Origin of the sequence: Bradyrhizobium sp. HKCCYLR20261, from assembly GCF_051168435.1 — a bacterium.
GTDB lineage: Bacteria > Pseudomonadota > Alphaproteobacteria > Rhizobiales > Xanthobacteraceae > Bradyrhizobium.
Window position 1 is genome coordinate 82821 of record NZ_JBNPUZ010000005.1, and the last position, 23264, is coordinate 106084.

Annotated in this window: 18 protein-coding genes; 12 read left to right on the plus strand and 6 right to left on the minus strand. The window is 65.9% G+C overall.

What is annotated here, in order from left to right:
• Window positions 1–54: 54 nt before the first annotated feature.
• From folE to ACQR1L_RS13050, 3 genes are all read right to left on the minus strand, one after another.
• The gene (gene folE, locus ACQR1L_RS13040; protein WP_434858367.1) at window positions 55–675 is read right to left on the minus strand and encodes a GTP cyclohydrolase I FolE; all 621 of its coding nucleotides are present in this window, start codon (window positions 673–675) and stop codon (window positions 55–57) included.
• An 83-nt stretch (window positions 676–758) separates the two neighbouring features.
• Window positions 759–2099: an aspartate aminotransferase family protein gene (locus ACQR1L_RS13045; RefSeq protein WP_434858368.1), complete on the minus strand. Its 1341-nt coding sequence runs from the start codon at window positions 2097–2099 to the stop codon at window positions 759–761.
• Between the two features lie 38 nt (window positions 2100–2137).
• On the minus strand, window positions 2138–3064 hold the full coding sequence (locus tag ACQR1L_RS13050) for an FCD domain-containing protein (RefSeq protein WP_434858369.1): 927 nt from the start codon (window positions 3062–3064) through the stop codon (window positions 2138–2140).
• A gap of 70 nt (window positions 3065–3134) precedes the next feature.
• Here ACQR1L_RS13050 and ACQR1L_RS13055 point away from each other — a divergent pair, with 70 nt between their 5' ends.
• Genes ACQR1L_RS13055 through ACQR1L_RS13075 form a run of 5 tightly spaced genes read left to right on the plus strand, consistent with a single transcriptional unit; the run spans window position 3135 to window position 9219 of the window.
• Window positions 3135–4283, plus strand: a complete 1149-nt coding sequence (locus ACQR1L_RS13055; protein WP_434858773.1) for a C45 family autoproteolytic acyltransferase/hydolase — start codon at window positions 3135–3137, stop codon at window positions 4281–4283.
• Complete coding sequence (locus tag ACQR1L_RS13060; protein ID WP_434858370.1) at window positions 4280–5848, plus strand: ABC transporter substrate-binding protein; 1569 nt, start codon at window positions 4280–4282, stop codon at window positions 5846–5848. The genes ACQR1L_RS13055 and ACQR1L_RS13060 overlap by 4 nt, the downstream gene beginning before the upstream one ends.
• Before the next feature lie 19 nt (window positions 5849–5867).
• Window positions 5868–6812: an ABC transporter permease gene (locus tag ACQR1L_RS13065; protein ID WP_434858371.1), complete on the plus strand. Its 945-nt coding sequence runs from the start codon at window positions 5868–5870 to the stop codon at window positions 6810–6812.
• Window positions 6809–7621, plus strand: coding sequence for an ABC transporter permease (locus tag ACQR1L_RS13070; protein ID WP_434858372.1), 813 nt, complete (start codon window positions 6809–6811; stop codon window positions 7619–7621). Before ACQR1L_RS13065 ends, ACQR1L_RS13070 begins: the two co-directional genes overlap by 4 nt.
• Window positions 7618–9219: an ABC transporter ATP-binding protein gene (locus ACQR1L_RS13075; RefSeq protein WP_434858373.1), complete on the plus strand. Its 1602-nt coding sequence runs from the start codon at window positions 7618–7620 to the stop codon at window positions 9217–9219. Before ACQR1L_RS13070 ends, ACQR1L_RS13075 begins: the two co-directional genes overlap by 4 nt.
• Before the next feature lie 27 nt (window positions 9220–9246).
• On the opposite strand, the gene ACQR1L_RS13080 is transcribed toward ACQR1L_RS13075, so the two are convergent.
• Window positions 9247–10983, minus strand: a complete 1737-nt coding sequence (locus ACQR1L_RS13080) for a methyl-accepting chemotaxis protein (RefSeq protein ID WP_434858374.1) — start codon at window positions 10981–10983, stop codon at window positions 9247–9249.
• Between the two features lie 505 nt (window positions 10984–11488).
• Here ACQR1L_RS13080 and ACQR1L_RS13085 point away from each other — a divergent pair.
• Entirely contained in the window at window positions 11489–13075 is a 1587-nt protein-coding gene (locus tag ACQR1L_RS13085; protein ID WP_434858375.1) for a B12-binding domain-containing radical SAM protein, read from the plus strand.
• A gap of 367 nt (window positions 13076–13442) precedes the next feature.
• Complete coding sequence (locus ACQR1L_RS13090; protein ID WP_434858376.1) at window positions 13443–15800, plus strand: efflux RND transporter permease subunit; 2358 nt, start codon at window positions 13443–13445, stop codon at window positions 15798–15800.
• Between the two features lie 277 nt (window positions 15801–16077).
• On the opposite strand, the gene ACQR1L_RS13095 is transcribed toward ACQR1L_RS13090, so the two are convergent.
• The gene (locus tag ACQR1L_RS13095) at window positions 16078–16572 is read right to left on the minus strand and encodes a hypothetical protein (RefSeq protein WP_434858377.1); all 495 of its coding nucleotides are present in this window, start codon (window positions 16570–16572) and stop codon (window positions 16078–16080) included.
• A 473-nt stretch (window positions 16573–17045) separates the two neighbouring features.
• On the opposite strand from ACQR1L_RS13095, the gene ACQR1L_RS13100 reads away from it, so the two are divergent.
• The 5 genes from ACQR1L_RS13100 to ACQR1L_RS13120 all read left to right on the plus strand — a co-directional run bounded on the left by ACQR1L_RS13100 (window position 17046) and on the right by ACQR1L_RS13120 (window position 21818).
• A complete protein-coding gene (locus ACQR1L_RS13100) occupies window positions 17046–17279 on the plus strand; it encodes a hypothetical protein (protein WP_434858378.1) in 234 nt (77 codons plus the stop codon).
• 221 nt (window positions 17280–17500) lie between these two features.
• Window positions 17501–18376 carry a squalene synthase HpnC gene (gene hpnC / locus ACQR1L_RS13105; RefSeq protein WP_434858379.1) on the plus strand — a complete coding sequence of 292 codons (876 nt, stop codon included), beginning with the start codon at window positions 17501–17503 and terminating at the stop codon, window positions 18374–18376.
• Window positions 18373–19212, plus strand: a complete 840-nt coding sequence (gene hpnD, locus ACQR1L_RS13110; protein WP_434858380.1) for a presqualene diphosphate synthase HpnD — start codon at window positions 18373–18375, stop codon at window positions 19210–19212. Before hpnC ends, hpnD begins: the two co-directional genes overlap by 4 nt.
• Window positions 19212–20453, plus strand: a complete 1242-nt coding sequence (gene hpnE, locus ACQR1L_RS13115) for a hydroxysqualene dehydroxylase HpnE (protein WP_434858381.1) — start codon at window positions 19212–19214, stop codon at window positions 20451–20453. Before hpnD ends, hpnE begins: the two co-directional genes overlap by 1 nt.
• A 600-nt stretch (window positions 20454–21053) precedes the next feature.
• Complete coding sequence (locus ACQR1L_RS13120) at window positions 21054–21818, plus strand: phosphorylase (protein ID WP_434858382.1); 765 nt, start codon at window positions 21054–21056, stop codon at window positions 21816–21818.
• 266 nt (window positions 21819–22084) lie between these two features.
• Here ACQR1L_RS13120 and hpnH read toward each other — a convergent pair whose 3' ends face one another.
• Complete coding sequence (hpnH, locus tag ACQR1L_RS13125; protein WP_434858383.1) at window positions 22085–23233, minus strand: adenosyl-hopene transferase HpnH; 1149 nt, start codon at window positions 23231–23233, stop codon at window positions 22085–22087.
• Window positions 23234–23264 lie beyond the last annotated feature (31 nt).

Below are 23264 nucleotides of genomic sequence, written 5' to 3' on the forward strand. Positions count from 1 at the left end.
GAGAGCGGCTGGATCACAGCAGGGCGAAGAATCTTGGATCGAAGGGGCCGAAGGTCAGTCCTTGAGGTCCGAATTGACCATCGCCAGGAACTCCTGCCGGCTCATCGGATCGGTGCGGAAGCAGCCGAGCATGCGGCTGGTGGTGAGGTCGACGCCGTGCTTCTTGACCCCGCGCGAGCTGATGCAGTGATGCGCGGCCTTGATCACCACCGCAACGCCTTGCGGCTGCAGCACCTCGTCGATGATGTTGGCAATCTCGGCCGTCATACGCTCCTGGATCTGGAGCCGCGCCGCATAGGCCTCGACCACGCGCGCGAGCTTGGAAATGCCCACCACGCGGCTGCGCGGCACATAGCCGACCCAGGCGCGGCCGATGATCGGCGCCATATGGTGCTCGCAATGGCTCTGGAACGGGATGTTCCGCAGCAGCACCATCTCGTCGTAGCCGGCGGTCTCCTCGAAGGTCTTGCGGAGATAGTCTTCCGGGTTCTGGTCGTAACCGGCGAAGTAGCTCTTATAGGCGCGGGCGACACGGGCGGGCGTCTCGGACAGGCCCTCGCGCGAAGGATCCTCACCGATCCAGGTGAGGATGGTGCGGATGGCGTCCTCGACGTCGTCCTGGGTGACGGTCACGGGATCGCAGACGAACGGGAGTTTCTTGGCTGTGTTGCGCACGGGGGCTCTCCGAAAGCAGGGAAACGGAACCCCTGCCGCACTGGATCACCGGCCCGCGAAATTCACACGCCTCGCGATGTCCCTCACTCCAGCGCGTCGAGCGCCTGCCGGATCGTCCGGAAGACCGCCTCGATCTGCTCCTCCGAGATGATCAGGGGCGGGGAGAGCACCAGCGTGTCGCTGGAGCCGCGGATCAGTACGCCATCCTCGAAGCAGCGGTTGGCGCATTCGCTGCCACGGGCCCCCGGTGCGCCGTCGCGGGGCTTGAGGTCGATGGCCGCGAGCAGGCCGATATTCCTGATATCGATCACATGCGGCGCCTGTCTCAGCGCGTGGACGGCCTTTTCCCACAGCGGCGCGATCCGCTGGGCGCGTCCGAACAGGTCCTGCTCCGCATAGACGTCGAGCGCGGCGAGCGCCGCGGCGCAGGCGAGCGGGTGGGCCGAATAGGTGTAGCCGTGAAACAGCTCGATTCCCGGAGCGCCGTTCATCATCGCGCCATGGATGTTGCGGTGGACGATGACGCCGCCCATCGGCACCGCGCCATTGGTCATGCCCTTGGCGCAGGTGATGATGTCCGGCGTCACGCCGAAAGCGTTCGCGGCGAATGCACCCCCGACCCGGCCGAAGCCGGTGATGACCTCGTCGAAGATCAGCAGGATGCCATGGTGATCGCAGATCTCGCGCAGCCGCTCGAGATAGCCGACCGGCGGCGGCAGCACGCCGCCCGAGCCGGTGACGGGCTCGACGATGACGGCGGCCACGGTCGCGGGGTCGTGCAGGGCCAGGAGCTTCTCTAACTCATCGGCGAAGTGGACGCCCCATTGCGGCTGGCCCCGCGAGAACGCCGCGCGCTCGGGATCGTGGGTGTGCGGCAAATGATCGATCTCGGGCAGCAGCGGGCCGAAGTCGCGGCGATGTCGCGAGAGGCCGCTGACCGACAGCCCGCCCCAGCCCATGCCATGATAGGCCCGGGCGCGGCTGATGAAGCGGATGCGCTCGCCCTGGCCTCGGGCCCGATGATAGGCGCGCGCGATCTTCAACGCCGTGTCGACGGATTCCGATCCGGAGTTGGTGAAGAACACATGATCGAGCCCCTCCGGCGCGATCGCGGCAATGCGCGCGGCGAGCTCGAACGCGGCCGGATGGCTCATCTGGAATGACGAGACGAAGTCGAGCCTGGCCGCCTGCGCCTGGATCGCTTCGACGATGTGGCGCTGGCCGTGCCCGGCGTTGACGCACCACAATCCGGCCATCGCGTCGAGCACGCGGGCGCCGTCGGGCTTGATGTAGTGCATGCCTTCGGCGGCGACGAACAGGCGTGGATTGGTCTTGAACTGCCGGTTCGGCGTGAACGGCATCCAGAACGACTCGAGCTGCGCATCGCTGAGGGCGGCATCGATCGGCGCGGGGGCGGTGGTCATGACAATACTCCGGAAACGAGCGGATCGTGGTTTGATGATCAGGTGGATTTGCGGTCCTGGCCGGGCGGCCGCCTGAGCGCGGCAGCGCTCTCCAGGTGCCGGCGCAGCAGCTCGGCGGCGCGTTGCCGGTCGCCGCCCTCGATCTGGTCGAGGATCGCCAGATGCTCGCGGCAGTTCACGACCACGCGCTCATGCCCGAAGGCCCAGTCGTAGTTGGCGAAGCGGCGCAGCCGGTTCTGCTGCTGCACCGACACCCGCAGAAAGCGGTTGCCTGACGCAGCCGCCAGACCTTCGTGAAACTCGGCGTTCATCTCGAACAGGGCGATGCTCGCGGTCTCGTTCCAGGGCGCATCGAGCATCGCCTGGTGCTGCCGCCGCATCTCGGCGGCCCAGGCCGGATCGAGCCGGAAGCTCGGTTCGAGCAGGCCGGCCGGTTCGACCACCAGCCTGAAACGATAGCTCTCGGCGCGTGCCTCGGCATCGGCGAGGCTGGGCTCGAAGCGCCAGCCGTGACCCGGCTTGCGCTGGACCGCCGCGACCTCCGCGAGGCGGGTGAGCACCCGTTGCACCAGCGGTCGCGTCGCCTTGTAGCGCTGCATCAGGTCGCGCTCGGAAACGTCGAGCGGCAACCGTCCGGTGCGGCGATCCCGGGCGATGGCGAGGAACAATCGTTCGGTCTGTTCAGGCTCCGGCTTTGCCTGCGTCTTGGCGGGCGCAGGCGGCTCGTCGGCGACGAAATAGCCGCGCAGCGCGCCGCGGCGGATCAGGCGCTTGGATGCGAGCAGTTTCAGCGCCGCGCGCACCGGCGTGCGCGACACCTGCAGCCGCTCGGCCAGCGCCACCTCGGCGAGGCGCGTTCCCGCCGGCAAGCCATCGCTGCGGATCAACTCGAGAATATCCGTCGACAATTGCTGCTGCAGCCGGCTGGGCGCGATCCGGGAGGGGCGTGAAGATTTTTGTTTCATGTCATCACAAAATACATTACGGTTTTGAGGAAGGCAAAGGGAAGTTGCGTAAAGGAAGCTTGCGACAGTGATGATCGAACCGTTTCCCCTGATCGAAATCTCCGGCGCGCCGTACCAGCGGGGTGTTCAATATGGCCAGCAGGCCGTGGCCCGCATCCGAAAGGGTACGACGCACTATCTGGCGCAGCTCAGGGATCTCTCGCTGGACGCGGCAGGCGTTGCCGCGCTGGTACGCGACTATCTGCCGGTCATCGAGCAGTTCGAGCCTGATTATGTCGAGGAAATGCGCGGCATCGCGGCGGGCGCGGACGTGCCGTTCGAGGACGTGGTGCTGCTCAACGCGCGGACCGAGATTCTCAAGCTGGCGCGGCCCGAGGTGCGGGCGCGATTGAAGACGCCCGATGAGCCCGATGGCTGCACCGGTGTCGTCGCGCTGCCTGTGGCGACCGCGCATCGCCGTCTCATTCACGCGCAGAACTGGGACTGGAAGCGCGAATGCGTCGAGACCGCGGTGGTGCTGCGGGTGCGCCGTGACAACGGGCCTGACCTGCTGACATTCACCGAGGCGGGCGCGCTGGGACGCTCCGGGTTCAACGCGATCGGCGTGGCCATCACCGCGAACTACCTCGAATCCGACCGCGACTATCGCGAGGTCGGCGTGCCCTTGGCGCTGATCCGCCGCAAGGTGCTGGAGAGCGAGCATGTCGCGCTCGCCATGCGCACCGTCTATTGCACCAAGAAATCGGCCGCCAACAACATGATCGTCAGCCATTGCGAGGGTGTGGCGATCGACTTCGAATGCGCGCCGGACGAGAGCTTCCAGGTCCACCCGGAGCGGGGGCTTTTGGTGCATGCCAATCACTTCGTCAGCCCGGTGGCGCTGTCGAAGCTCAAGGACACAGGCATCGCCAACACGCCCTGCAGCCTCTATCGCGACATTCGCGTCCGCGACCTCTTGCAGCCGCAGATCGGCGCCATCACCAAGGACGCGGTGAAAGCGGCGCTGTTCGACAATTTCGCCGATCCCTGGTCGGTGTGCCGTCCGCCGCGGCGCAATCTCGGCAACAATCTCAGTGCCACCGTCGCGATGATCGTGATGGAGCCGGCTGACGGTCTCATGGAGGTCGCGCCGCTCCCGGCGTTGAACAAGCAGTTCACCAGCTACCGGCTTGAGATGGCGGTTGGCGCGGACCGCGCCCCAGCCGCCCTGGCGTCATGATGCGGTCCGTCCGGCGCTTTCCCTTGCTGCTCACCGGCGCATTGATTGCGCTGCTGGCAGGCTCGCCCGGTGCCGGCGCGGAGACGCTGCTGCGCACGAGGCTCAATGCCGACATCCGGTCGACCGATCCCGGCACCAACCGCGACGCCAACACCGATGGCGTGATGGCGCATGTCGTCGAAGGTCTTGTCGCCTTCCGCGACGATACGTCGGTTGGGCCCATGCTCGCGGAGAGCTGGACGATATCGGACGACGGCAAGAGCTACACATTCAAGCTGCGTCCGGGTGTCAAATTCCACAACGGCGCGACGATGTCGGCAGACGACGTGGTCTGGTCGCTGAAGCGCTGGCTCGATCCCGCCACGCAATGGCGCTGCCTGTCGGAGTTCGGTCCGAACGGGATTGCCCGGATCGAGAAGATCGACGCCATCGATGCGCAGACCGTCACGGTGACGCTCGACCAGCCGACGGCCTTGTTCCTGCCGACCTTGGCCCGTCCGGATTGCGGACAGACGGCCATCCTTCATCGCGACTCCGTCGGCGCCGACGGCAAGTGGATCGCGCCGATCGGGACGGGGCCGTTCAAGCTCGGCGAGTGGAAGCGCGGGCAATATGTCGATGTGATCAAGTTCGACGGTTACGCCGCGCGAAACGAGCCGCGCACCGGCTTGACCGGCGCCAAGGCGGCGGCCGTCGACCGCGTGCGCTTCAACGTCATCCCGGACAGCGCGGCCGCCAAGGCCGGCCTGCTCAGCGGCGACCTCGACGTCATCATGAGCCTGTCGATCCCGGATATGGGCGACCTGAAGACGCGGCCCGAGGTGCAGCTCAGCATCACGCCCTCGCTCAGCATGACCGGGATCCTGTTCCAGACCCGCGATCCGCTGCTCAAGGACGTTCGGATTCGTCGTGCCCTGGCGCTTGCGCTCGACATGCCGCAGATCGTCGATGTCGTGATGGAAGGCACCGCGCGGGCGAACAATTCGGCGCTGCCGATCGGCAGCCCGTTCCACGGCGGCGTGCAGGCGCAGGGCTACAAGCAGGACCTGGCTGAGGCCAAGAAGCTGCTCGCAGCCGCCGGCTATCGCGGCCAGCCGATCAAACTGATCACCAACAAGCGCTACAGTTTCGTGTTCGATGCCGCCGTGCTGGCGCAGGAGATGGCGCGCGCGGTCGGCGTCAACATCGAACTGGAGGTGCTGGACTGGGCGGCGCAGCTCGATCGCTACAATCGGGGCGACTACCAGGCGATGGCGTTCATCTATTCGGCCCGGCTCGATCCGTCGCTGAGCTTCGAGATGGTGATGGGGCCGAAGGCGTCACAGCCGCGCAAGGTCTGGGACAATGCCGAGGCCCAGGAGATGCTGCGCCAATCGATGCTGACATCCGATCCGGCCAAGCGACAGGCCCTGTTCGACGAGATGCACCGGCGCTTCATCGCCGATGTCCCGATGATCGTGCTGTTCAACGGCTCGGAGCTCACTGCGCTGCGCAAGTCGGTGAAAGGCTATGCCGGCTGGCTCTATCCGCAGGCGCGGTTCTGGGGCGTGAGCCTGCAGCCCTGACCGCCGGAGTTCGAGGACGATGCTCGGTTATCTGCTGCGCCGCCTGGTGACGACGATCCCGACGCTGCTCATCGTGGCGGTCACGGTGTTCCTGCTGGTGCGCCTCATTCCCGGCGATCCCGTCCAGGTCATGCTGGGTGATGCTGCCGACGCGGCGCAGACCGCGGCGCTCAGGCAGCAGCTCGGTCTGGATCGCGCGATCCCGGTGCAATTCCTGTACTGGCTCGAGCGGCTCGCGGTAGGCGATCTCGGTCATTCCATCACCAACGGCCTGCCGGTTCTGCCGCTGATCCTGGAGCGTTTCCAGGTCAGCGCCGCGATCGTGCTGGTCGCGGTCGCGATCGCGGCCTGTATCGCCGTGCCGGCCGGCCTGATCGCTGCCTGGCGGCAGAACTCCGCGATCGATCTCGTCATCGTCGGCAGCGCCACGCTGCTGCTGTCGATCCCGAGTTTCTGGCTCGGCCTGCTGCTGCTTCTGCTGTTCGGCCTCAAGCTGAAATGGCTTCCCGTCGTCGGCTATGTGCCGTTCTCGGAGAGCTTCGTCGGCGCCGCGCTGTTCATGGTGCTGCCGGTGGTCACGCTGGCGATGATCGAGGTCGGCGTGTTGACGCGGATGGCGCGCGCGGCCTCGATCGAGGTGCTGCGGCTCGACTATGTCACCCATGCGCGCGCCAAGGGCGTGCCGGAATGGCGCGTGCTGGCGCGTCACGTGCTGCCCAACGCCTTTGCGCCGACCTGGACCCTGATCGGACTGGTGCTCGGCCATCTGCTCGGCGGCATCGCCGTGATCGAGACGGTGTTCACCTTGCCGGGTCTCGGGCGCCTGCTGGTCGACTCGATCTTCGCGCGGGACTATCCGGTGGTGCAGGGCTGCCTGCTGTTCACGGCGCTGATCTATGTCGTCGTCAATCTGATCGTCGATCTCTGCTATCCGCTGTTCGATCCCCGGGTGGCGGTGGCATGAGGGTCCGGGCGAATACGGCGATCGGAGGCGTCCTGATCGCGCTGCTCGTCGGCGCGGCACTGGGCGCGGAGCTCTGGACGCCGTTCGATCCGCTACGTGTCAATCTGCGGGCGCGCCTGCAGCCGCCATCGTCGCAGCACTGGTTCGGCACCGACGAATTCGGTCGCGATGTGCTGAGCCGGATCATGGCCGGTGCGTCGACCAGCGTGATCGTTGCGCTTGCGACCGTCGTGCTTGCGGTCGCCGCCGGCGTCCTGATCGGCAGCATCAGCGGCTATTGGCGCGGCTGGACCGATCGCCTGATCATGGCTGTGAACGACGCGCTGCTGGCGTTCCCCGGCATCCTGCTGGCCCTTGCGGTGATGATCGTGATCGGGGCCAACACGTTCGGCCTCGTGCTCGCACTGGCGCTGGCCTACATGCCCTCGGTCGCGCGCGTGGTCCGCGGCACCGTGCTGTCGATCCGCGAGAAGGAGTATATCGAGGCCTCACGCGTGCTCGGCAATTCCGAGCTCTATTCGCTGCTGCGCCACGTGCTTCCCAATGCGGTCGCGCCGGTGGCTGTGCTCGCCACCAGCATGTTCGGCTGGGTGCTGCTGGCGGAGAGCGCGTTGAGCTTCCTCGGCTTGGGCGTGCCGCCGCCGGCGCCGACCTGGGGCAACATGCTGGCCGGCAGCCGGCCCTATATGGAGAGCGCGGCGTGGCTGAGCATCGCCCCCGGCTTGTGCATTGCGCTGACCTTGCTCGGCATCAACCTGCTCGGCGACTCCTTGCGCGATCGCCTCGACCCGCGGATGGCGCAGCGATGACGGCGCCGCTGCTCCGGATCGAGGGTCTTGGCATCACGACTGCCACCGGCGCGCCGATCGTCCATGACATCTCGTTCGAGATCGGCCGCGGCGAGTTCGTCGCCGTGGTCGGTGAGTCCGGCAGCGGCAAGACGGCGGCCGCGCGCGCCGTGCTCGGCCTGCTGCCGGCCGGGCTGGTGCGCAGCCGTGGACGCATCATGCTCGACGGCGAGGATCTGACCGCGCTGCCGCCGCGCCGGCTGCGCGCGCTGCGGGGGCCGGTCATGGGCATGGTGTTCCAGGAGCCGATGGTCTCGCTCAATCCGGCGCTCACGATCGGCGCGCAGATGATGGAAGGGCTGCTGCTGCACGAGCGCCTGGGGCGCGACGAGGCGCGCCGCCGCTGTCTGGACATGCTGGCGCGCGTGCAGATCCGCGATCCGCTCAGGACCTTCGACGCCTATCCGCACGAATTCTCCGGCGGCATGCGCCAGCGCATCATGCTGGCCTCCGTCATGCTGCTGCGGCCGAAGCTCCTGATCGCGGACGAGCCGACGACGGCGCTGGACACGCTGACTCAACGAGAGGTGCTGGACCTGATGGTCGCGCTGGCGCGCGATCACGGCACCGCGGTCATGCTGATCACCCACAATCTCGGCCTGGTCGCGCGCTACGCGCAGCGCGCCGTGGTGCTGTGCCGCGGGCGGCTCGTGGAGACCGGCACGGCGCAGCGGATTCTGACCGAGCCGCGCGAGGCCTATACCCGCGAACTGGTCGAGGCTCTGCCGCGCCGGACCGCCGCGCGCAGCGTCCCTGAAGCGGCCGAGGTCGTGATGGCCGTCCGCGGCTTGAAGGTGGCATTTCCCGGCCGCCAGCGGCTGTTTCGCCGCGACGCGGGCCTGATGGCCGTCGACGGCGTCGATCTCTCCATTCGTGCCGGCGAGACCGTCGCGGTGGTCGGCGGCAGCGGCTCGGGCAAGACCACGCTCGGCCGCGCGATGCTGCAGCTGCTGCCGCTTGCGGCGGGTGAGGTGCGTTTCCTGGGCCGCGACGTGACGTCGGCGATCGACCAGGACTTCCGCCTCGCCGCGCAGCTGGTCTTCCAGGACCCGTATTCCTCGCTCGATCCGCGGATGCGCGTCGGCGACATCGTCGCCGAGCCGTTGCGCCACACCGGGCTCACGGCGGCGGAGCGAGCGGGCCGCGTCACGGCGACGCTGGAAGAGGTCGGGCTGTCAGGCCTCGCGCAGCGCTGGCCGCATGAATTGTCGGGCGGGCAGCGGCAGCGGGTGGCGATCGCCCGGGCGATCATCCGCCGGCCGGCCTTCGTCGTGGCCGACGAGCCGGTGTCGGCGCTGGACATGACCATCCAGGCGCAGGTGCTCAGCCTGTTCGCGCGACTGCAGGCGCAATATGGCTTCGGTTGCCTGTTCATCAGCCACGATCTGGCGGCCGTCGAGCAGGTCGCGGACCGCGTGGTGGTGATGCAGGGCGGGCGGATCGTGGAGCAGGGCAGCCGCGACGACGTGTTCGACCGGCCGCAGCATGCCTATACCAAGGCGCTGCTCTCGGCCGCGCCGATCATCGCGTTTCCGGAGCGGGACGCGGTGCACGCCTGAGGCGGAACGCGGCCTCGTGCGTGCCGGTCAGCTCGCCTTGCGCTGCCTTGTGTCGGATGACGGGCCGGAGCGCAGGTTCTGGAAGAACCGTTCGACCTCATGGGCGAGCGTCTGCGCGGTCGCATTGAGATCGCCGGAGGCCGAGAGTACCGAAGCGGCCGCCGTCGAGGTCTCGCCGATGGCGTCGCGCAGCGAGCCGATGTTGGAGACCAGGGTCTGATTGCCCTGCGCGGTGGACTGCGCATTCACCGAGATCTCGCGCGTCGCCTGGTCCTGCTGCTGGATGGCGTTGGAGATGTTGGTGGTGATTTCGTTGATGCCGCGGACGGCATCGCCGATCTCGCGGACGGCATCGACCGCGGTCTTGGTCGAGGCCTGGATCAGCCCGATGTTCTGGCTGATCTCTTCGGTGGCCTTCGCGGTCTGTCCGGCCAGGGCCTTGACCTCGTGGGCGACGACCGCAAAGCCGCGGCCGGCCTCGCCGGCGCGGGCGGCCTCGATGGTGGCGTTCAAGGCGAGCAGGTTGGTCTGTTCGGCAATCGTCTGGATCAGGGTCAGCACGCCGTCGATGCGCTGGGTGGCGGCGGCGAGGCCCTCGATCTCGGTGATCGATTTTTCGGTGCGGTGGCCGGTCTGGGCGACGGCGCCGGCGGATTGCTGGATCTGGCGGCCGATCTCCTCGACCGAGGTCGACAGCTCCTCGGCGGCGCTGGCGACTGCGGAGACGTTGGTCGAGGCCTGGGTGGTGGCGCTGGCGGCGGTGCCGGCCCGTTCATTGGCGTCCGCGGTGAGGCGCGTGATCGTCTCGGCGGTGCTGCGCATCGCCGCGGCGTTCTCGGTCACCGTGCGCATCACGCCGCCGATCGCGGTGCGGAACTGCTCGACGGCCGACTCGATATGGCGGGCGCGGGCCTCGCGGATTTCGGAATCCTGCGACACCTGGACATTGAGGTCGCGGTTATGCGCCATCGCCTGCTGGAACACGCCGATGGCGCGGGCGAGTTCGCCGATCTCGTCGGCACGGCCGGCATGCGGCACCTCGACGTTCTCGGCGCCGGTCGCGACCTGACGGATGGTCTCGGTGATCTGCGACAGCGGGCGGGCGACCGAGCGGGCGATGATCACCACGCCGGCGACGACGAGCAGCAGCATCACGCCGCCGAGGCCGGTCAGCACCAGCGACAGCATCCGGTTGGTCTCGGTGGCCTCGCCGATCTTGCGGCCGCGCTCGAGATAGACTTTCGACAGTTCGTCGAGATCCTTGTTCAGGGCCGAGCGGACCGAGCGGTTGGCATCGTTGTCACCCCATTCGCGTCCCGCGGCCGGGCTGATCTCATTGGCACGCCGCACCAGCTCCTTGCGGAAGTCCACGAACTGCTCGATGCGCTTCTTGAAGGTCGCGAATTGCTGCGCATCGTCGACCTGCACGATCGACTGCCATTTGTCGACGACCTTGAGGATCTCGGCGTTGAACTTGAGCAGGCCATCGCCGTAGCGCTTCACGACCGCCGGATCGGTCGACATGTACACGCCGCGCGATTCCATCACGACCGCGTAGACCAGACCGTTGACCAGCTGCACGTTGAGCGCGGCGAGATTGGCGGTCTCGATCGCCTTGGTGAGCTCGGCGGCACGCCGTGAGTTGTAGTCCGACAACCAGGTGATCGCGGCCGTGAGCAGCGCAAAGAGTCCGAAGATCGCGTAGAGCTTGACCGCGATGGAGTGGCGCGAGGCCGTCGTCGCCGACGTCTGACGTGAAGTCATGAGCTGGAATACCGCAGTTGGGTGACACGGACACGGTGCTTATTTGTTAATAGTTATGCAAAAGCTTCATGGAGAAACCGTTAAGTGCCATCGCAACTACCATACAACCCGCGCGTACTTTTCTTTGAATTTCAATTTGTTAGGACGCGAGTCGCCGCACTTTGCCACCACCGGTATCCGCTTAACTACGGATGACGGGTGCCCGGTTCATCGCCGCAGCCGTTGCCGACGTCCCGGCACGAGCAGGCGCCCGTCGGTCTGTTGCGATACGCTGGCGACCGGCTGCGATGATCGCTGTCCGGCGCGCCGCGGTGCCCGACGCCAGAGGTGAAGCTGAGAGGTCCGGTGGAATTCGCGCAGCCAGGTTCCGCTGAGTCATGCAGGCATTCCAACAACCCAGGTGACTCGGCGGCGAGCCGCGGGCTCAACTTTTCCGGAAGGGGGTAGCGAAGCGTTAAGTCCCACCGTAAGGTAACCGGATATCTGGTCGTTGCGAGGATGGTCGATGAGATTCGAACGCACCGAAACGATACGCCGTATTCTTTGTGTGTTTCCGCGCTATACTTCGTCGTTCGGAACCTTCGAGCATGCCTATCCGCTCACCGACGGCGTGCAGGCCTTCATGCCGCCCCAGGGACTGCTGCTGATCGCGGCCTATCTGCCGAAATCCTGGGAAGTCCGCTTCATCGACGAGAACATCCGGCCTGCGCGCGAGGAGGATTTCACCTGGGCGGAAGCCGTGTTCGTCAGCGGTATGCACATCCAGCGCCAGCAGATGAACGACATCTGCCGCCGCGCGCATGAGTTCGACCTGGCTGTGGCGCTCGGCGGCCCCTCTGTCAGCGCCTGCCCGGACTATTATCCGAGCTTCGACTATCTCCATGTCGGCGAGCTCGGCGATGCCACCGACGAACTGATCGAGCGCTTGGCGCGGGATCCGTCGCGGCCCGCGCAGCAGGTGGTGCTGCGGACCAACGAGCGCGTCGCGATGACGGAGTTCCCGGTGCCGGCCTATGAGCTGGCGGAGGTGACGAAATACTTCCTCGGTAGTATACAGTATTCCAGCGGCTGCCCGTATCAGTGCGAGTTCTGCGACATCCCCGGCCTGTACGGGCGCAACCCGCGCATCAAGAGCCCGCAGCAGATCATTGCCGAGCTCGACAAGCTCCGGGAATGCGGCGTCACCGGCTCGGTCTACTTCGTCGACGACAATTTCATCGGCAACCGCAAGGCGGCGATGGATCTGCTGCCGCATCTGATCGAATGGCAGAAGCGTACCGGCTATGTGATGCGGCTCGCTTGCGAGGCCACGCTGAACATCGCGAAGCGGCCCGAGATCCTGGAGAAGATGCGGGAGGCCTACTTCATCACGATCTTCTGCGGCATCGAGACACCCGATCCTGACGCGCTCACGGCGATGCAGAAGGACCACAACATGATGGTGCCGATCCTGGAGGGGATCAGGACCATCAACAGCTACGGCATGGAGGTCGTCTCCGGCATCATCATGGGGCTCGATACCGACACGCCGCAGACCGCGGACGCGCTGCTGCAATTCGTCGAGGAGAGCCGGATCCCGCTGCTGACGATCAATCTGCTGCAGGCGCTGCCGAAGACCCCGCTGTGGGACCGGCTCGAGCGCGAGGGCAGGCTGGTGCATGACGACAGCCGCGATTCCAACGTCAAGTTCCTCATGCCCTATGACGACGTGGTGACAGGCTGGCGCCGCTGCATGGAAGTCGCCTACGAGCCGGAGCGGCTGTTCGCGCGCTTCAAGCATCAGTGCGACAACACCTATTCCAACCGCATCAAGATGCCGGTCAGCGACGAGATGAAGACCTGGCCGAACATCAAGCGCGGCCTTGTCATGATGGGGAAGATCTTCTGGAAGGTCGGCGTGCTCGGCGACTACAAGCGGCCGTTCTGGCGGTTTGCCTGGAGTCAGCTCAAGCGCGGCGAGATCGAGAACTTCATCGCGGTGGCGATGATCGCGCATCATTTGATCATGTTCGCCCGCGCCGCCTCCCGCGGCCATCAGAACGCGTCGAACTATTCGCTCCGGCTGCGCGAGGCCGCCGTTCCGGCCGGCTGAACTCCGTCGGTAGGGCCGGGCAGCCCCGCCTCGCCCTCGAGGGGCAAGGCCGGATCCGGTAGGCTGTTGGGGACTGGATGCTTGAGCGTGGCGCCGGGTGCGCCGCCGCCATGCCCTTTTCAAGCATGACAGAATCGTGGCGTGATCCCATTCTCCTTGCGGACTCGCCGTCTTGTGTGGCGCCCCCGGTTGCGGTGCGGGAGTGAACCCTGCTAGACCCTGGCTCGACAAATTTTCACGTTTTTTCAAGGATTAGCTTGGGCTGCGGGCCATAATCCGGTCATCTCTGCTTCGCCGAGCGGCCTTATTTCTGCCCTATGCGCTCAGGCCTTCCGAACTGGGCCGCGCCCCAACCACTGGACACCGCATGCTGGAAGTCAGGCACGACAACGAAGTCCATGTCGAGAAGGTCGAGCAGCGACCGGCCGACAGCATCGCCTTCGGCATCGAGCGCATCGGCCTGTTCGCCGTCAAGGCGCCGATCATCTCCTGCCTGGTTCTGCTCGTGCTGATCGTCGGGGCCGTGTTCGGCATCAAGCGCATCCAGATCGACGATTCGCTGAGCCAGCTGTTTCGCTCCGACAGCAAGGAATTCCATCAGTACGAGGAAGTCACCAAGAAGTTCCCGGCCGAGGAATTCGATGTCCTCGTCGTCGTCGAGGGCAAGACGCTGCTGGCCCGGCAGAACCTGGAAAAGCTGCGCGACTTCGTGACCGATTTGCAGCTCGTCGAGGGCACCCGCGGCCTGGTGTCGCTGTTCTCGGCCCGCCAGGCACCGGCGCCGGGCAAGCTGCCCGCGGCCCTGTTCCCGTCGGAGCTTCCGGAGGGCGAGGCCTATGACAAGTTCATCGAGACCGTGAAATCCAACGAGATCATCCGCGGCAAGCTGTTGTCGGAAGACGGCACGCTGGCGCTGATCGTGCTCTCGCTCGAGCCGAAGGTGGTCGCGTCGAACGATCTCGGCAAGGTCGTCGGCGAAATCCGCAAGCTGATGACCGATGACCTCGCCGAGACCGGCCTGAACGTACAGCTCTCCGGCGTGCCGGTGATGCAGCTCGAAATCCGCAACGCGGTCGAGCGCGACGGGCTGACCTACAACGTGCTCGGCATCCTCGCGGGCTGCATCATCGCGATCATCTTCTTCCGCAAGGTCTCGTTCATGGTCGCGGCGGCGTTCCCGCCGCTGATCGCGATCCTGCTCGCGCTTGGCGCGCTCGGCTGGGCCAACTTCAATCTCAACATGTTCCTGAACGTGATGACGCCGCTCATCATGGTCATCAGCTTCTCCGATTCGATGCAGCTGACATTCGCAGCCCGCGACCGGCTGATCGCGGGACAGGACAAGGTGACGGCATTCAAGAACGCGGTGCTCGTCGTCGGTCCCGCCTGCGTGCTCACCCACGCCACCGCCGGCATTTCCTTCATCGCTTTGCAGTTCTCCGACAGCGACCTGATCCGCAAATTCGGCGAGGCGGGCCTTGCCGCGACCGTCATCGCGCTGGTGGCGGTGCTGTCGCTGGTGCCGGTGTTCGGTGTGCTGCTGGTGCGCAACGAGAAGGTGTTCGCGGTCAAGTTCCAGGGCGCCGATGCCGGTGTCCAGGCGCTGCGCAATTTCTGCTACTGGATCGCGGTCCGCATGGTCGGCCGTCCCGGCCTGTTCAGCCTGATCGCGGTGATCTTCGTCGGCGGTCTCGCGGTGATCTATGCGAGCCTGGAGCCGCGCTACCGTCTCGCCGACCAGGTGCCGGACAAGCAGCAGGCGGTGGCGGCCAGCGACCGCCTCGATGCCAAGCTGACCGGCGCCAACCCGGTCAACGTGCTCATCCAGTTCCCCAAGGGCGCCTCGCTCTACGCGCCGGAGACGCTGCAGACCATCGCCGACGTCCACGCCACCGTCGAAAAGACGGCCGGTGTCGGCAACGTCTGGTCGGTGGAGACGCTGCGGCGCTGGCTGGCCGAGAAGGCGCAATCGTCGGATACCGCGACGCTGCAGGAATACGTCAATCTGATCCCCGAGCATCTGGTGCGCCGCTTCATCGACAAGGAGCAGGACGCGGTGGTGGTCGCGGGCCGCGTGCCCGACCTCGATTCGAGCCAGTTGCTGCCGGTCGTCGACAAGCTCGATCACGAGCTCGACGCGGTCAGGAAGAAGCATCCTGGCTATGAGGTCGCGGTGACCGGCCTGGCTGCGATTGCCGCGCGCAACTCGGCCAGCATGATCCAGAAGCTCAACCACGGCCTGACCATCGAGTTTGCGCTGGTGGCGATGTTCATTGGCCTCGCGTTCCGGTCCTGGGTCGTCATGCTGGCCTGCATCCTGCCAGGCATCTTCCCGGTTGTGATGTCCGGCACCTTGCTGTGGGCGATGGGGGAGGGGCTGCAATTCGCCAGCGTGGTCGCGCTGACCGTCTCCTTTGGGCTCGGCCTGTCCGCGACTATCCACTTCCTCAACCGGCTGCGAATGGAAAGCGCGCCCGGCGTCAGTGCGGCCGTGGCCGTCGAGCGCGCCACCGTGCTGGTCGGTCCTGCGCTGATCCTCACCACGGTGGTGCTGGCCTGCGGCCTCGTCGTCACGGTGTTCTCGGACCTGCCGTCGCTGCGGCTGTTCGGCTGGCTCAGCGCGTTCTCGATGGTCGCGGCGCTGTTCGCGGACCTCTTCATCCTCCGCCCGACCGCGATGTTCCTGATCAACCTGTCGCAAAAGCTGAAGCGGAAGCCGGTGTAGGGGCTTGGTCTAAGCCCTCACACAACTAGGATCGCCGTGAAGCGAGCGGTGGAGCCTTCACACACAACTGTCATCGCCCGGCTCGACCGGGCGATCCAGTACGCCGCAGCTTATCGGCCCTATCACAACCGCCTCTGGAATACTGGATCGCCCGGTCAAGCCGGGCGACGACGGCGGTGGTTTGAAGCGCGTCCGAATGCTGCGACGGTACAACCAAAACAAAACGGCCCTGACATCGTCAGGGCCGTTTGTATGTTCCAGGGTCTGATGGACCCGATCAGGTCTTCGACATCGTGATGTTGACGCCGCGGATCTCGCCCTTCGAGGAGATCTGCACGACCTGCTTGTTGCCGCTGGTCTTCAAGGTGATGCTGGCGGCGAAGCCGGCGGCCTGGACGAACACGTCGATCTGGCCGTTGCCCGCGGTGCCCTGCAGCTCGCCGTTCACGTTGCGGCTGGACTCGCTCCAGTTGCCCGAAATGCGGTCACCCTGGCTGGTGACGTCGCTCGACAGATCGAACTTGTAGCTGTCGCTGGCGCATTGCAGGCTCTGCTTGAGGTTCGCGCCGGCCACGCGGTAGCTGGCCTTGCAGCGGATGCGCTCGGTGGTGCCGTCGGACAGCGCGACCGTGCCGTTGCCGGACCACGAGCCGTCGAAGCCGGCGAACGGGCCCGACTGCGCGTGAACTGCGGTCGCCGCCACGAACAGGGCTGCTCCGAGACCGGCGGCCTTGACGACGCGCCCAGAGAAAGGTGAGCCGAACAGTTTCATATCGAGTTTCCCATCCAGAATGACACGGTGTGCCGGCTTAAGCAGCCGCTTCGAACACTTGGTGTTCTCGCCGAAGGTTAGGTTCAAATGACGGCCGGTCGGGCGCTGCGACCGGTCGCCATGATGCCCGTCGGCACCGTGCGACCGGCCGGCGCCGAATATCGTTGCTCGCGAACTGCTGCAAATCCACAGCTTCCGCGGCGGCGCATCTAACGGTCCGCGCGGCATGCTTGCAACAGCCAAATACGAAAAACGTGTTCCGAAAATAATGCCCTAGTATCAAAGCCTTGTTTATGCCAAAGCTGTGATGCCGAAGCCGGGCTGCTTCGGATCATAGGGCGTAAATTTGGCCGCATTTGGCAGCGTACCTCCGGCGCTGGGGGGCTTGCGGTCCTTGCCAAACCAAACAGGTGTTTCCCGGGCAGCAACGGCGATCCGGGAGGTCTCCTCTGCTGTCAAAATGAAGGAACACGATGCGTAAGATTGTCCTGGCACTTTCCCTGCTGTCGCTCACCGTTTCCACCGCCGCCGTCGCGCAGGGCGGACGTGGCACCGCCGAAGAGCAGGCGGCCTGCACCCGTGACGTTCAGAAACATTGCCGCGCGGTGATCGATCAGGGCGACTTCACGATCCTGGCGTGCCTGAAGGAGAACCGCTCCAAGATCACCCCCGAATGCGACAAGGTGCTGAAGAGCCACAACCAGTAAGCGGGTGCCGTCCGGAAGCATGCTTCCGGACCATCTTGGTTAACGGCCGTCGGCCCGCCCGTCAGGGGCGGGCGGCGGCCGGACTGCATGGGCGGTCCGGCATCGATTGCATTGGTTTTGGCCGGATCTTGCCCTATATGGGGGCCAGCAATCCGTTCGCATGAGCGAAGCGGCGGGCCTTGTTTTCCGTAAGCCCCTTCAACCTGATAGCTGTTTCGTCGATGACCACCGCGAGCGATTTGCGATCCGGCAAGACACACCGGGACGAGAACTTTCCGGTTGCCTCCTGGATCATCCGTCCGGAGCATCGGGCGCTGATCCTCGCCTTCTACAATTTCGTGCGCACCGCCGACGACATTGCCGATCATCCGAGCCTGCCAGGCGACGAGAAGCTGCGGCTGCTCGATCTGCTCGAGTCCGAGCTGACCGGAACCGGCGAGACCCAGGACGTCGCCGTCAGCCTGCGCCGGGCGCTTGCGACGCGCGGCATGTCCCCGCGCCACGCGCTCGATCTGCTGGTCGCGTTCCGCATGGACGTGACCAAGCTGCGCTACGAGAACTGGGACGAGGTCATCCACTACTGCCGCTATTCGGCGATGCCGGTCGGCCGCTTCATGCTCGACGTGCACGGCGAGGATGTGTCGACCTGGGCTGCGTCGGACGCGATCTGCGCCGGGCTGCAGATCAACAACCACCTGCAGGACTGCGGCAAGGACTACAAGGCGCTGAACCGCGTCTATCTCCCGCGCGATGCGCTCGCCGAGGCTGGCGCGACCGTCGAGATGCTGGGGCAGTCCAAGTCGTCGCCGCAACTGCTCGGCTGCCTGCAGAAGCTCGCGGTGCGCAACGCCGCGCTGCTGGAGGAGGGCAGGGACCTCAACAGCGGCGTCAAGGATTTCCGGTTCGGGCTCGAGATCGCGGTGATCCAGGCCTTCGCCGACCGCATCGTGGCGCTGCTCCAGGTGCGCGATCCCCTGAGCGAACGCGTGCATTTGACGCCGGCCGGCATGCTCGGCCTCACCTTCACCTCTGTGATGGGCGAGATCGGCCGCCGCGTCGCTGGCCGCCATCCCCAGACCAAATCGGCGGGCGCATGACCCTCGAAGCAACCGCAGAGACTATCGACCACGGCACGGCTGCCTCCGGCAGCTCGTTCTATGCCGCCATGCGCATCCTGCCGCGCGCCCAGCGCGACGCGATGTTCCAGGTCTACAGCTTCTGCCGCGAGGTCGACGACATCGCCGATTCCGACGGGCCGCGAGCCGAACGGCTGGCGGCGCTGCAGCAATGGCGCGACGACATCGACGCGCTGTACCAGGGCCACCCGCCGCCGCGGCTGCGCGACTACGTGACTTCGGTGAAGACCTTCGGGCTGAAGCGCGAGGATTTCCTCGCCATCATCGATGGCATGGAGATGGACGTGCCGGCCGAGATCCGCGCGCCGGATCTCGCCACGCTCGACCTGTATTGCGACCGCGTCGCCAGCGCGGTCGGCCGGCTCTCGGTGCGTATCTTCGGCATGCCCGAGGAGGACGGCATCCTGCTCGCCCATCATCTCGGCCGCGCGCTGCAGCTCACCAACATCCTGCGTGACATCGACGAGGACGCCGCCATCGGCCGGCTTTATCTGCCGCGCGAGGCGCTGCTGTTCGCCGGCATCACCGGCGATGATCCCGCCAAGGTGACGCAGGAGCGCGCGCTGCCGAAGGTCTGCAACTCCGTGGCGGTCAGGGCCAAGACGCATTTCGAGAAGGCCGACGAGATCATGCGGCGCAATCGCCGCCGCGCGGTGCGCGCGCCGCGGATCATGTCGAAATACTACCGCGCCGTGTTCGACCTGCTGCTCGAACGCGGCTTCGCGCTGCCGCGCGAGCCCGTCCGCGTGAGCAAGCTCACGAAGATCGGCATCATCCTCCGTTACGCAATCATCTGATGCAGAAGACCGCTCACATCATCGGCGCCGGCGTGTCCGGCCTTTCCGCCGGCGTGCGGCTCGCCAATGCGGGCTACGTCGTCCATGTTCACGAGGCGACGCAGCAGCTCGGCGGCCGCTGCCGCTCCTATTACGACGCCGCGACCGATCTGGTGATCGACAACGGCAATCACCTGCTGCTGTCGGCCAATCATCACGTGCTCGATTACGCCCGCACGATCGGCTCCGAGGCGGGACTGGTCGGCCCGAAGGAGGCGCAGTTCGCCTTCGCCGACATCAAGACCGGGCAGCGCTGGCTGCTCGATCTCGGCAGCGGCCGGCTGCCGCTGTGGGTGTTCGACGAGAGCCGCCGCGTGCCGGATACGAAGCTCGGCGACTATCTGGCGCTGTCGCCGCTGATCTGGGCCGGCACCTCCAAGACCATCGGCACTACGATCCCCTGCAAGGGCACGCTGTACGACCGTCTGGTGCAGCCGCTGTTGCTGGCCGCGCTGAACTGCGATCCGCCGGAGGGCTCGGCTGGGCTCGCCGGCGCCATCGTCCGCGAGACCTTGCTGGCGGGCGGGCAGGCGTGCCGTCCTCTGATCGCGCGCGACGGGCTGTCAGGCGTGCTGATCGACCCGGCTGTGAAATTCCTGGAAGGGAAGGGCGGCAGCGTGCGAATCGGGCGCGAATTGCGTGGGCTGGAGAGCGCGGGCGGCCGCGTCACCGGTCTGAAATTCGGTGAGGAGACCGTTGCGCTCGGGCCGTCCGATGTCGTCGTGCTGGCGGTGCCGCCGCGGCCGGCGATGGGCCTCCTGCCGGGGCTGACCGGGCCGACGAAGTATCGCGCCATCGTCAATGCTCATTTCCGCATCACGCCGCCAAAGGATGCGCCGCCGCTGCTCGGCGTCGTCGGCGGCCTGATCGAGTGGTTGTTCGCGTTTCCGCAGCGGCTGTCGGTGACGATCAGCAATGGCGACCGCCTGGTCGACATGCCCCGCGAAGAGCTTGCAGCAGCGATCTGGGCCGATGTCTGCAAGGCCGCCGGCATCTCCGCCGAGCTGCCGCCGTGGCAGATCGTCCGCGAGCGCCGTGCGACCTTCGAAGCGACTCCGGAGCAGAACGCGCTGCGGCCGGGTGCGAAGACGGCGTTCGGCAATCTCGCGCTGGCGGGCGATTGGACGGACACCGGCTTGCCGGCGACGATCGAGGGCTCAGTGCGATCTGGTGATCGGGCAGCCGATCTGCTGCTGGGATAACGGCCGCCACGGCGCGGCTGCGCATCGTCGATGCAGCGCCAACCTTCGGATCTGCCGAGCAGGGCGCCACACCCTCGGTGTCGTCCCGGCCTCCGAGCCGGGACCCATACGCCGCGGCGGTTGTGGTGAAAACGCGCTGCCGGTCGAGCGGGCCCAACCAAGAGGTGTCACGGAGTATGGGTCCCGGATCGGCGCCCGCCAACGCTGCGCGTTGCCGGGCTTGTCCGGGACGACACCAGTTGTTTTGGCGAGGCTCGGGCGATCCATTTGCTCACATCCGCCCCCCTCGATCCCGCCTCCTGGCGTGAGTCTCACATTTTCGTGGCTCGTTTCTTGCTTAAAGTTCCATGGCCGGTGAAGCTTTGGCGATCCTGTTCCCGACTGGAACAAGCGCCAGCGGGACCAAATGGCAACACCGGGCAAAAAACGCTTCGCCTACGGGTGCAGTGCGGCGCAAACGGGGTTTCCTCGCGGAATTTTTCTGCGTAATCCTCGGTTTGTTAAGGTCTTTCCGCTCTGGCGCTGCTGCGGCTTAAGGCTTTGGAACAAGAGACGGAGACGTCGGATCGCGACGTCCGAGAAGGTGTCAGGGGTCGGATTGTGAAGTTGGGGATGGGGGACGATTCGTCCGCGGATCGCCCGATTGATCCGCGGCCGGTCTTGGTCGTGACGGGACTTGTGCAGGAGGCTCGCATCGCGGCCGGCCCTGGCATGATGGTCATCTGCAGCTCGAGCGATCCCAAGCAATTGCGCTCGCTGCTGACCGTGTTCGACCCGACCTCGATCCGTGGCGTCATCAGCTTCGGCGTGGCCGGCGGCCTCGATCCCAGCCTGAAGGCCGGCGATATCGTCGTCGCCACCGAAGTGACCGCGGGCGATGCCCGCTGGCTGTCAGGCCTTTCCCTTCGTGAGGAGCACATCGCCCGCGCCGCGCTGAAGAAGCGCCGTGTGGTGCGCGGCGTGCTCGCCGGCGCCGAGGAAGTGGTGGTGGCGCAGGCCCGCAAGGCTGCGCTACGCATGAAGACCGGCGCGGCCGCTGTCGACATGGAAAGCCACATTGCGGCGGCCTATGCCGCAGAATTCGGGCTGCCGTTCGCGGCGCTGCGCGTGATCTCCGATCCGGCCCATCGCACGCTGCCGTCGCTCGCCAAGGACGCGATCAAGCCGAATGGCGACATCGACCTGCCGATGATCCTGCGCGGCGTGGCCCGCAATCCGACCGTGCTGCGCGGCCTGGTGTCGACCGGCATCGAGTTCAACCGCGCTTTGCGCTCGCTGCGCGGCGCCCGCGACCTGCTGCTGAGCGGCCTGCTGGCAGCGGAGCATTTCCTCGAGACCGAGACGCTGGCGGCCGCAGAGGCGTGAGGCAGCGCCTCACGAGCGCTCGCCTAATGAGTTAGAGCCGAGGTTCTCCGCTTATTCAGCTTGCTCCGTCATTGCGAGCGCAGCGAAGCAATCGAGGGTGGTGTGTGGGACTCTGGATTGCTTCGCTGCGCTCGAAATGACGCGTGGAGAGAGCTTCGCACACTCGCGAAGCCTGCGCCTGACTTCAGCCCTACCTATTCCAACTAACTGCAACAAAAAAGGCCGCCGATTGCTCGGCGGCCTTTTTGCTGTTTGGCGATAGCGGATCAGGCCGCCGTCGACGCCTTCTGCTGCGCTTCGATGGCCTCGTCCTTGCGGATCTCGGAGAGGCGTTTCTGCACCTCGGAGGAGAAAACGTACTGCGCCGGGCGCTGCTTGGAGAGGTCGATCTCCGGCGCCATCGGGCCCTCGGTGCGGATGCCGCGCAGCGACACGGCCATCGCCTTGATGGGGTTGCTCAGCGCCGCGTTGGCCGCGGTGGCCTCGTAGCCGCAATGCGCCATGCAGTCAGCGCACTTCTCGTACTTGCCGGTGCCGTAGGAATCCCAGTCGGTGGTCTCCATCAGTTCCTTGAAAGTCTTGGTGTAGCCTTCGCCGAGCAGATAGCAGGGCTTCTGCCAGCCGAAGATATTGCGCGCGGGCATGCCCCAGGGCGTGCACTCGAACTCCTGGTTGCCGGCGAGGAAGTCGAGGAACAGGCCGGAATGCATGAAGTTCCACTTCTTGCCCTTGCCGAGCTTGAAGACGTCGCGGAAGAGCTGCTTGGTCTTGGTGCGGTTCAGGAAGTGCTCCTGGTCCGGCGCGCGCTCATAGGCATAGCCGGGCGACATGGTGACGCCGACGCCGAGTTCGGTGGTGAAGTCGAGGAACTTCGCGATCTCTTCCGCCGGGTGACCGTCGAACACGGTGGCGTTGACGTTCACCGTGAAGCCGCGGGCCTTGGCGGCCTTGATCGCCGAGACGGCGCGATCGAACACGCCCTTCTGCGAAACCGCCTTGTCGTGATGCTCGCGCAGGCCGTCGAGATGCACCGAGAAGAACAGATAGGGCGACGGCTCGAACAGATCTAGCTTCTTCTCCAGGAGCAGCGCGTTGGTGCAGAGCGAGACGAACTTCTTGCGCTCGACCAGGCCGCGCACGATCTCGCCGATCTCCTTGTGGATCAGCGGCTCGCCGCCGGGGATCGCCACCATCGGCGCGCCGCACTCGTCGGCGGCGTCCCAGCACTCCTGCGCGCTCATTCGGCGGTTGAGGATCGCGTCGGGATAATCGATCTTGCCGCAGCCGGCGCAGGCCAGGTTGCAGCGGAACAGCGGCTCCAGCATCAGAACGAGGGGATAGCGTTTGCGGCCGAGAAGCTTCTGCTTCATCAGATAGGCCCCGATACGCAGTTCCTTATGGAAGGGGATTGCCATTACGTCTCTTCTTTCTGGACCAAACGAGGAC

Coding starts and splice junctions, on each gene's coding strand:
- ACQR1L_RS13075 (WP_434858373.1), top strand. CDS start 7,618: ATGACGGCGCCGCTGCTCCGGATCGAGGGTCTTGGCATCACGACTGCC.
- ACQR1L_RS13055 (WP_434858773.1), top strand. CDS start 3,135: ATGATCGAACCGTTTCCCCTGATCGAAATCTCCGGCGCGCCGTACCAG.
- hpnC (WP_434858379.1), top strand. CDS start 17,501: ATGACCACCGCGAGCGATTTGCGATCCGGCAAGACACACCGGGACGAG.
- hpnH (WP_434858383.1), bottom strand. CDS start 23,233: ATGGCAATCCCCTTCCATAAGGAACTGCGTATCGGGGCCTATCTGATG.
- ACQR1L_RS13060 (WP_434858370.1), top strand. CDS start 4,280: ATGATGCGGTCCGTCCGGCGCTTTCCCTTGCTGCTCACCGGCGCATTG.
- hpnE (WP_434858381.1), top strand. CDS start 19,212: ATGCAGAAGACCGCTCACATCATCGGCGCCGGCGTGTCCGGCCTTTCC.
- ACQR1L_RS13095 (WP_434858377.1), bottom strand. CDS start 16,572: ATGAAACTGTTCGGCTCACCTTTCTCTGGGCGCGTCGTCAAGGCCGCC.
- ACQR1L_RS13050 (WP_434858369.1), bottom strand. CDS start 3,064: ATGAAACAAAAATCTTCACGCCCCTCCCGGATCGCGCCCAGCCGGCTG.
- ACQR1L_RS13080 (WP_434858374.1), bottom strand. CDS start 10,983: ATGACTTCACGTCAGACGTCGGCGACGACGGCCTCGCGCCACTCCATC.
- ACQR1L_RS13045 (WP_434858368.1), bottom strand. CDS start 2,099: ATGACCACCGCCCCCGCGCCGATCGATGCCGCCCTCAGCGATGCGCAG.
- ACQR1L_RS13085 (WP_434858375.1), top strand. CDS start 11,489: ATGAGATTCGAACGCACCGAAACGATACGCCGTATTCTTTGTGTGTTT.
- hpnD (WP_434858380.1), top strand. CDS start 18,373: ATGACCCTCGAAGCAACCGCAGAGACTATCGACCACGGCACGGCTGCC.
- ACQR1L_RS13065 (WP_434858371.1), top strand. CDS start 5,868: ATGCTCGGTTATCTGCTGCGCCGCCTGGTGACGACGATCCCGACGCTG.
- ACQR1L_RS13090 (WP_434858376.1), top strand. CDS start 13,443: ATGCTGGAAGTCAGGCACGACAACGAAGTCCATGTCGAGAAGGTCGAG.
- ACQR1L_RS13100 (WP_434858378.1), top strand. CDS start 17,046: ATGCGTAAGATTGTCCTGGCACTTTCCCTGCTGTCGCTCACCGTTTCC.
- ACQR1L_RS13070 (WP_434858372.1), top strand. CDS start 6,809: ATGAGGGTCCGGGCGAATACGGCGATCGGAGGCGTCCTGATCGCGCTG.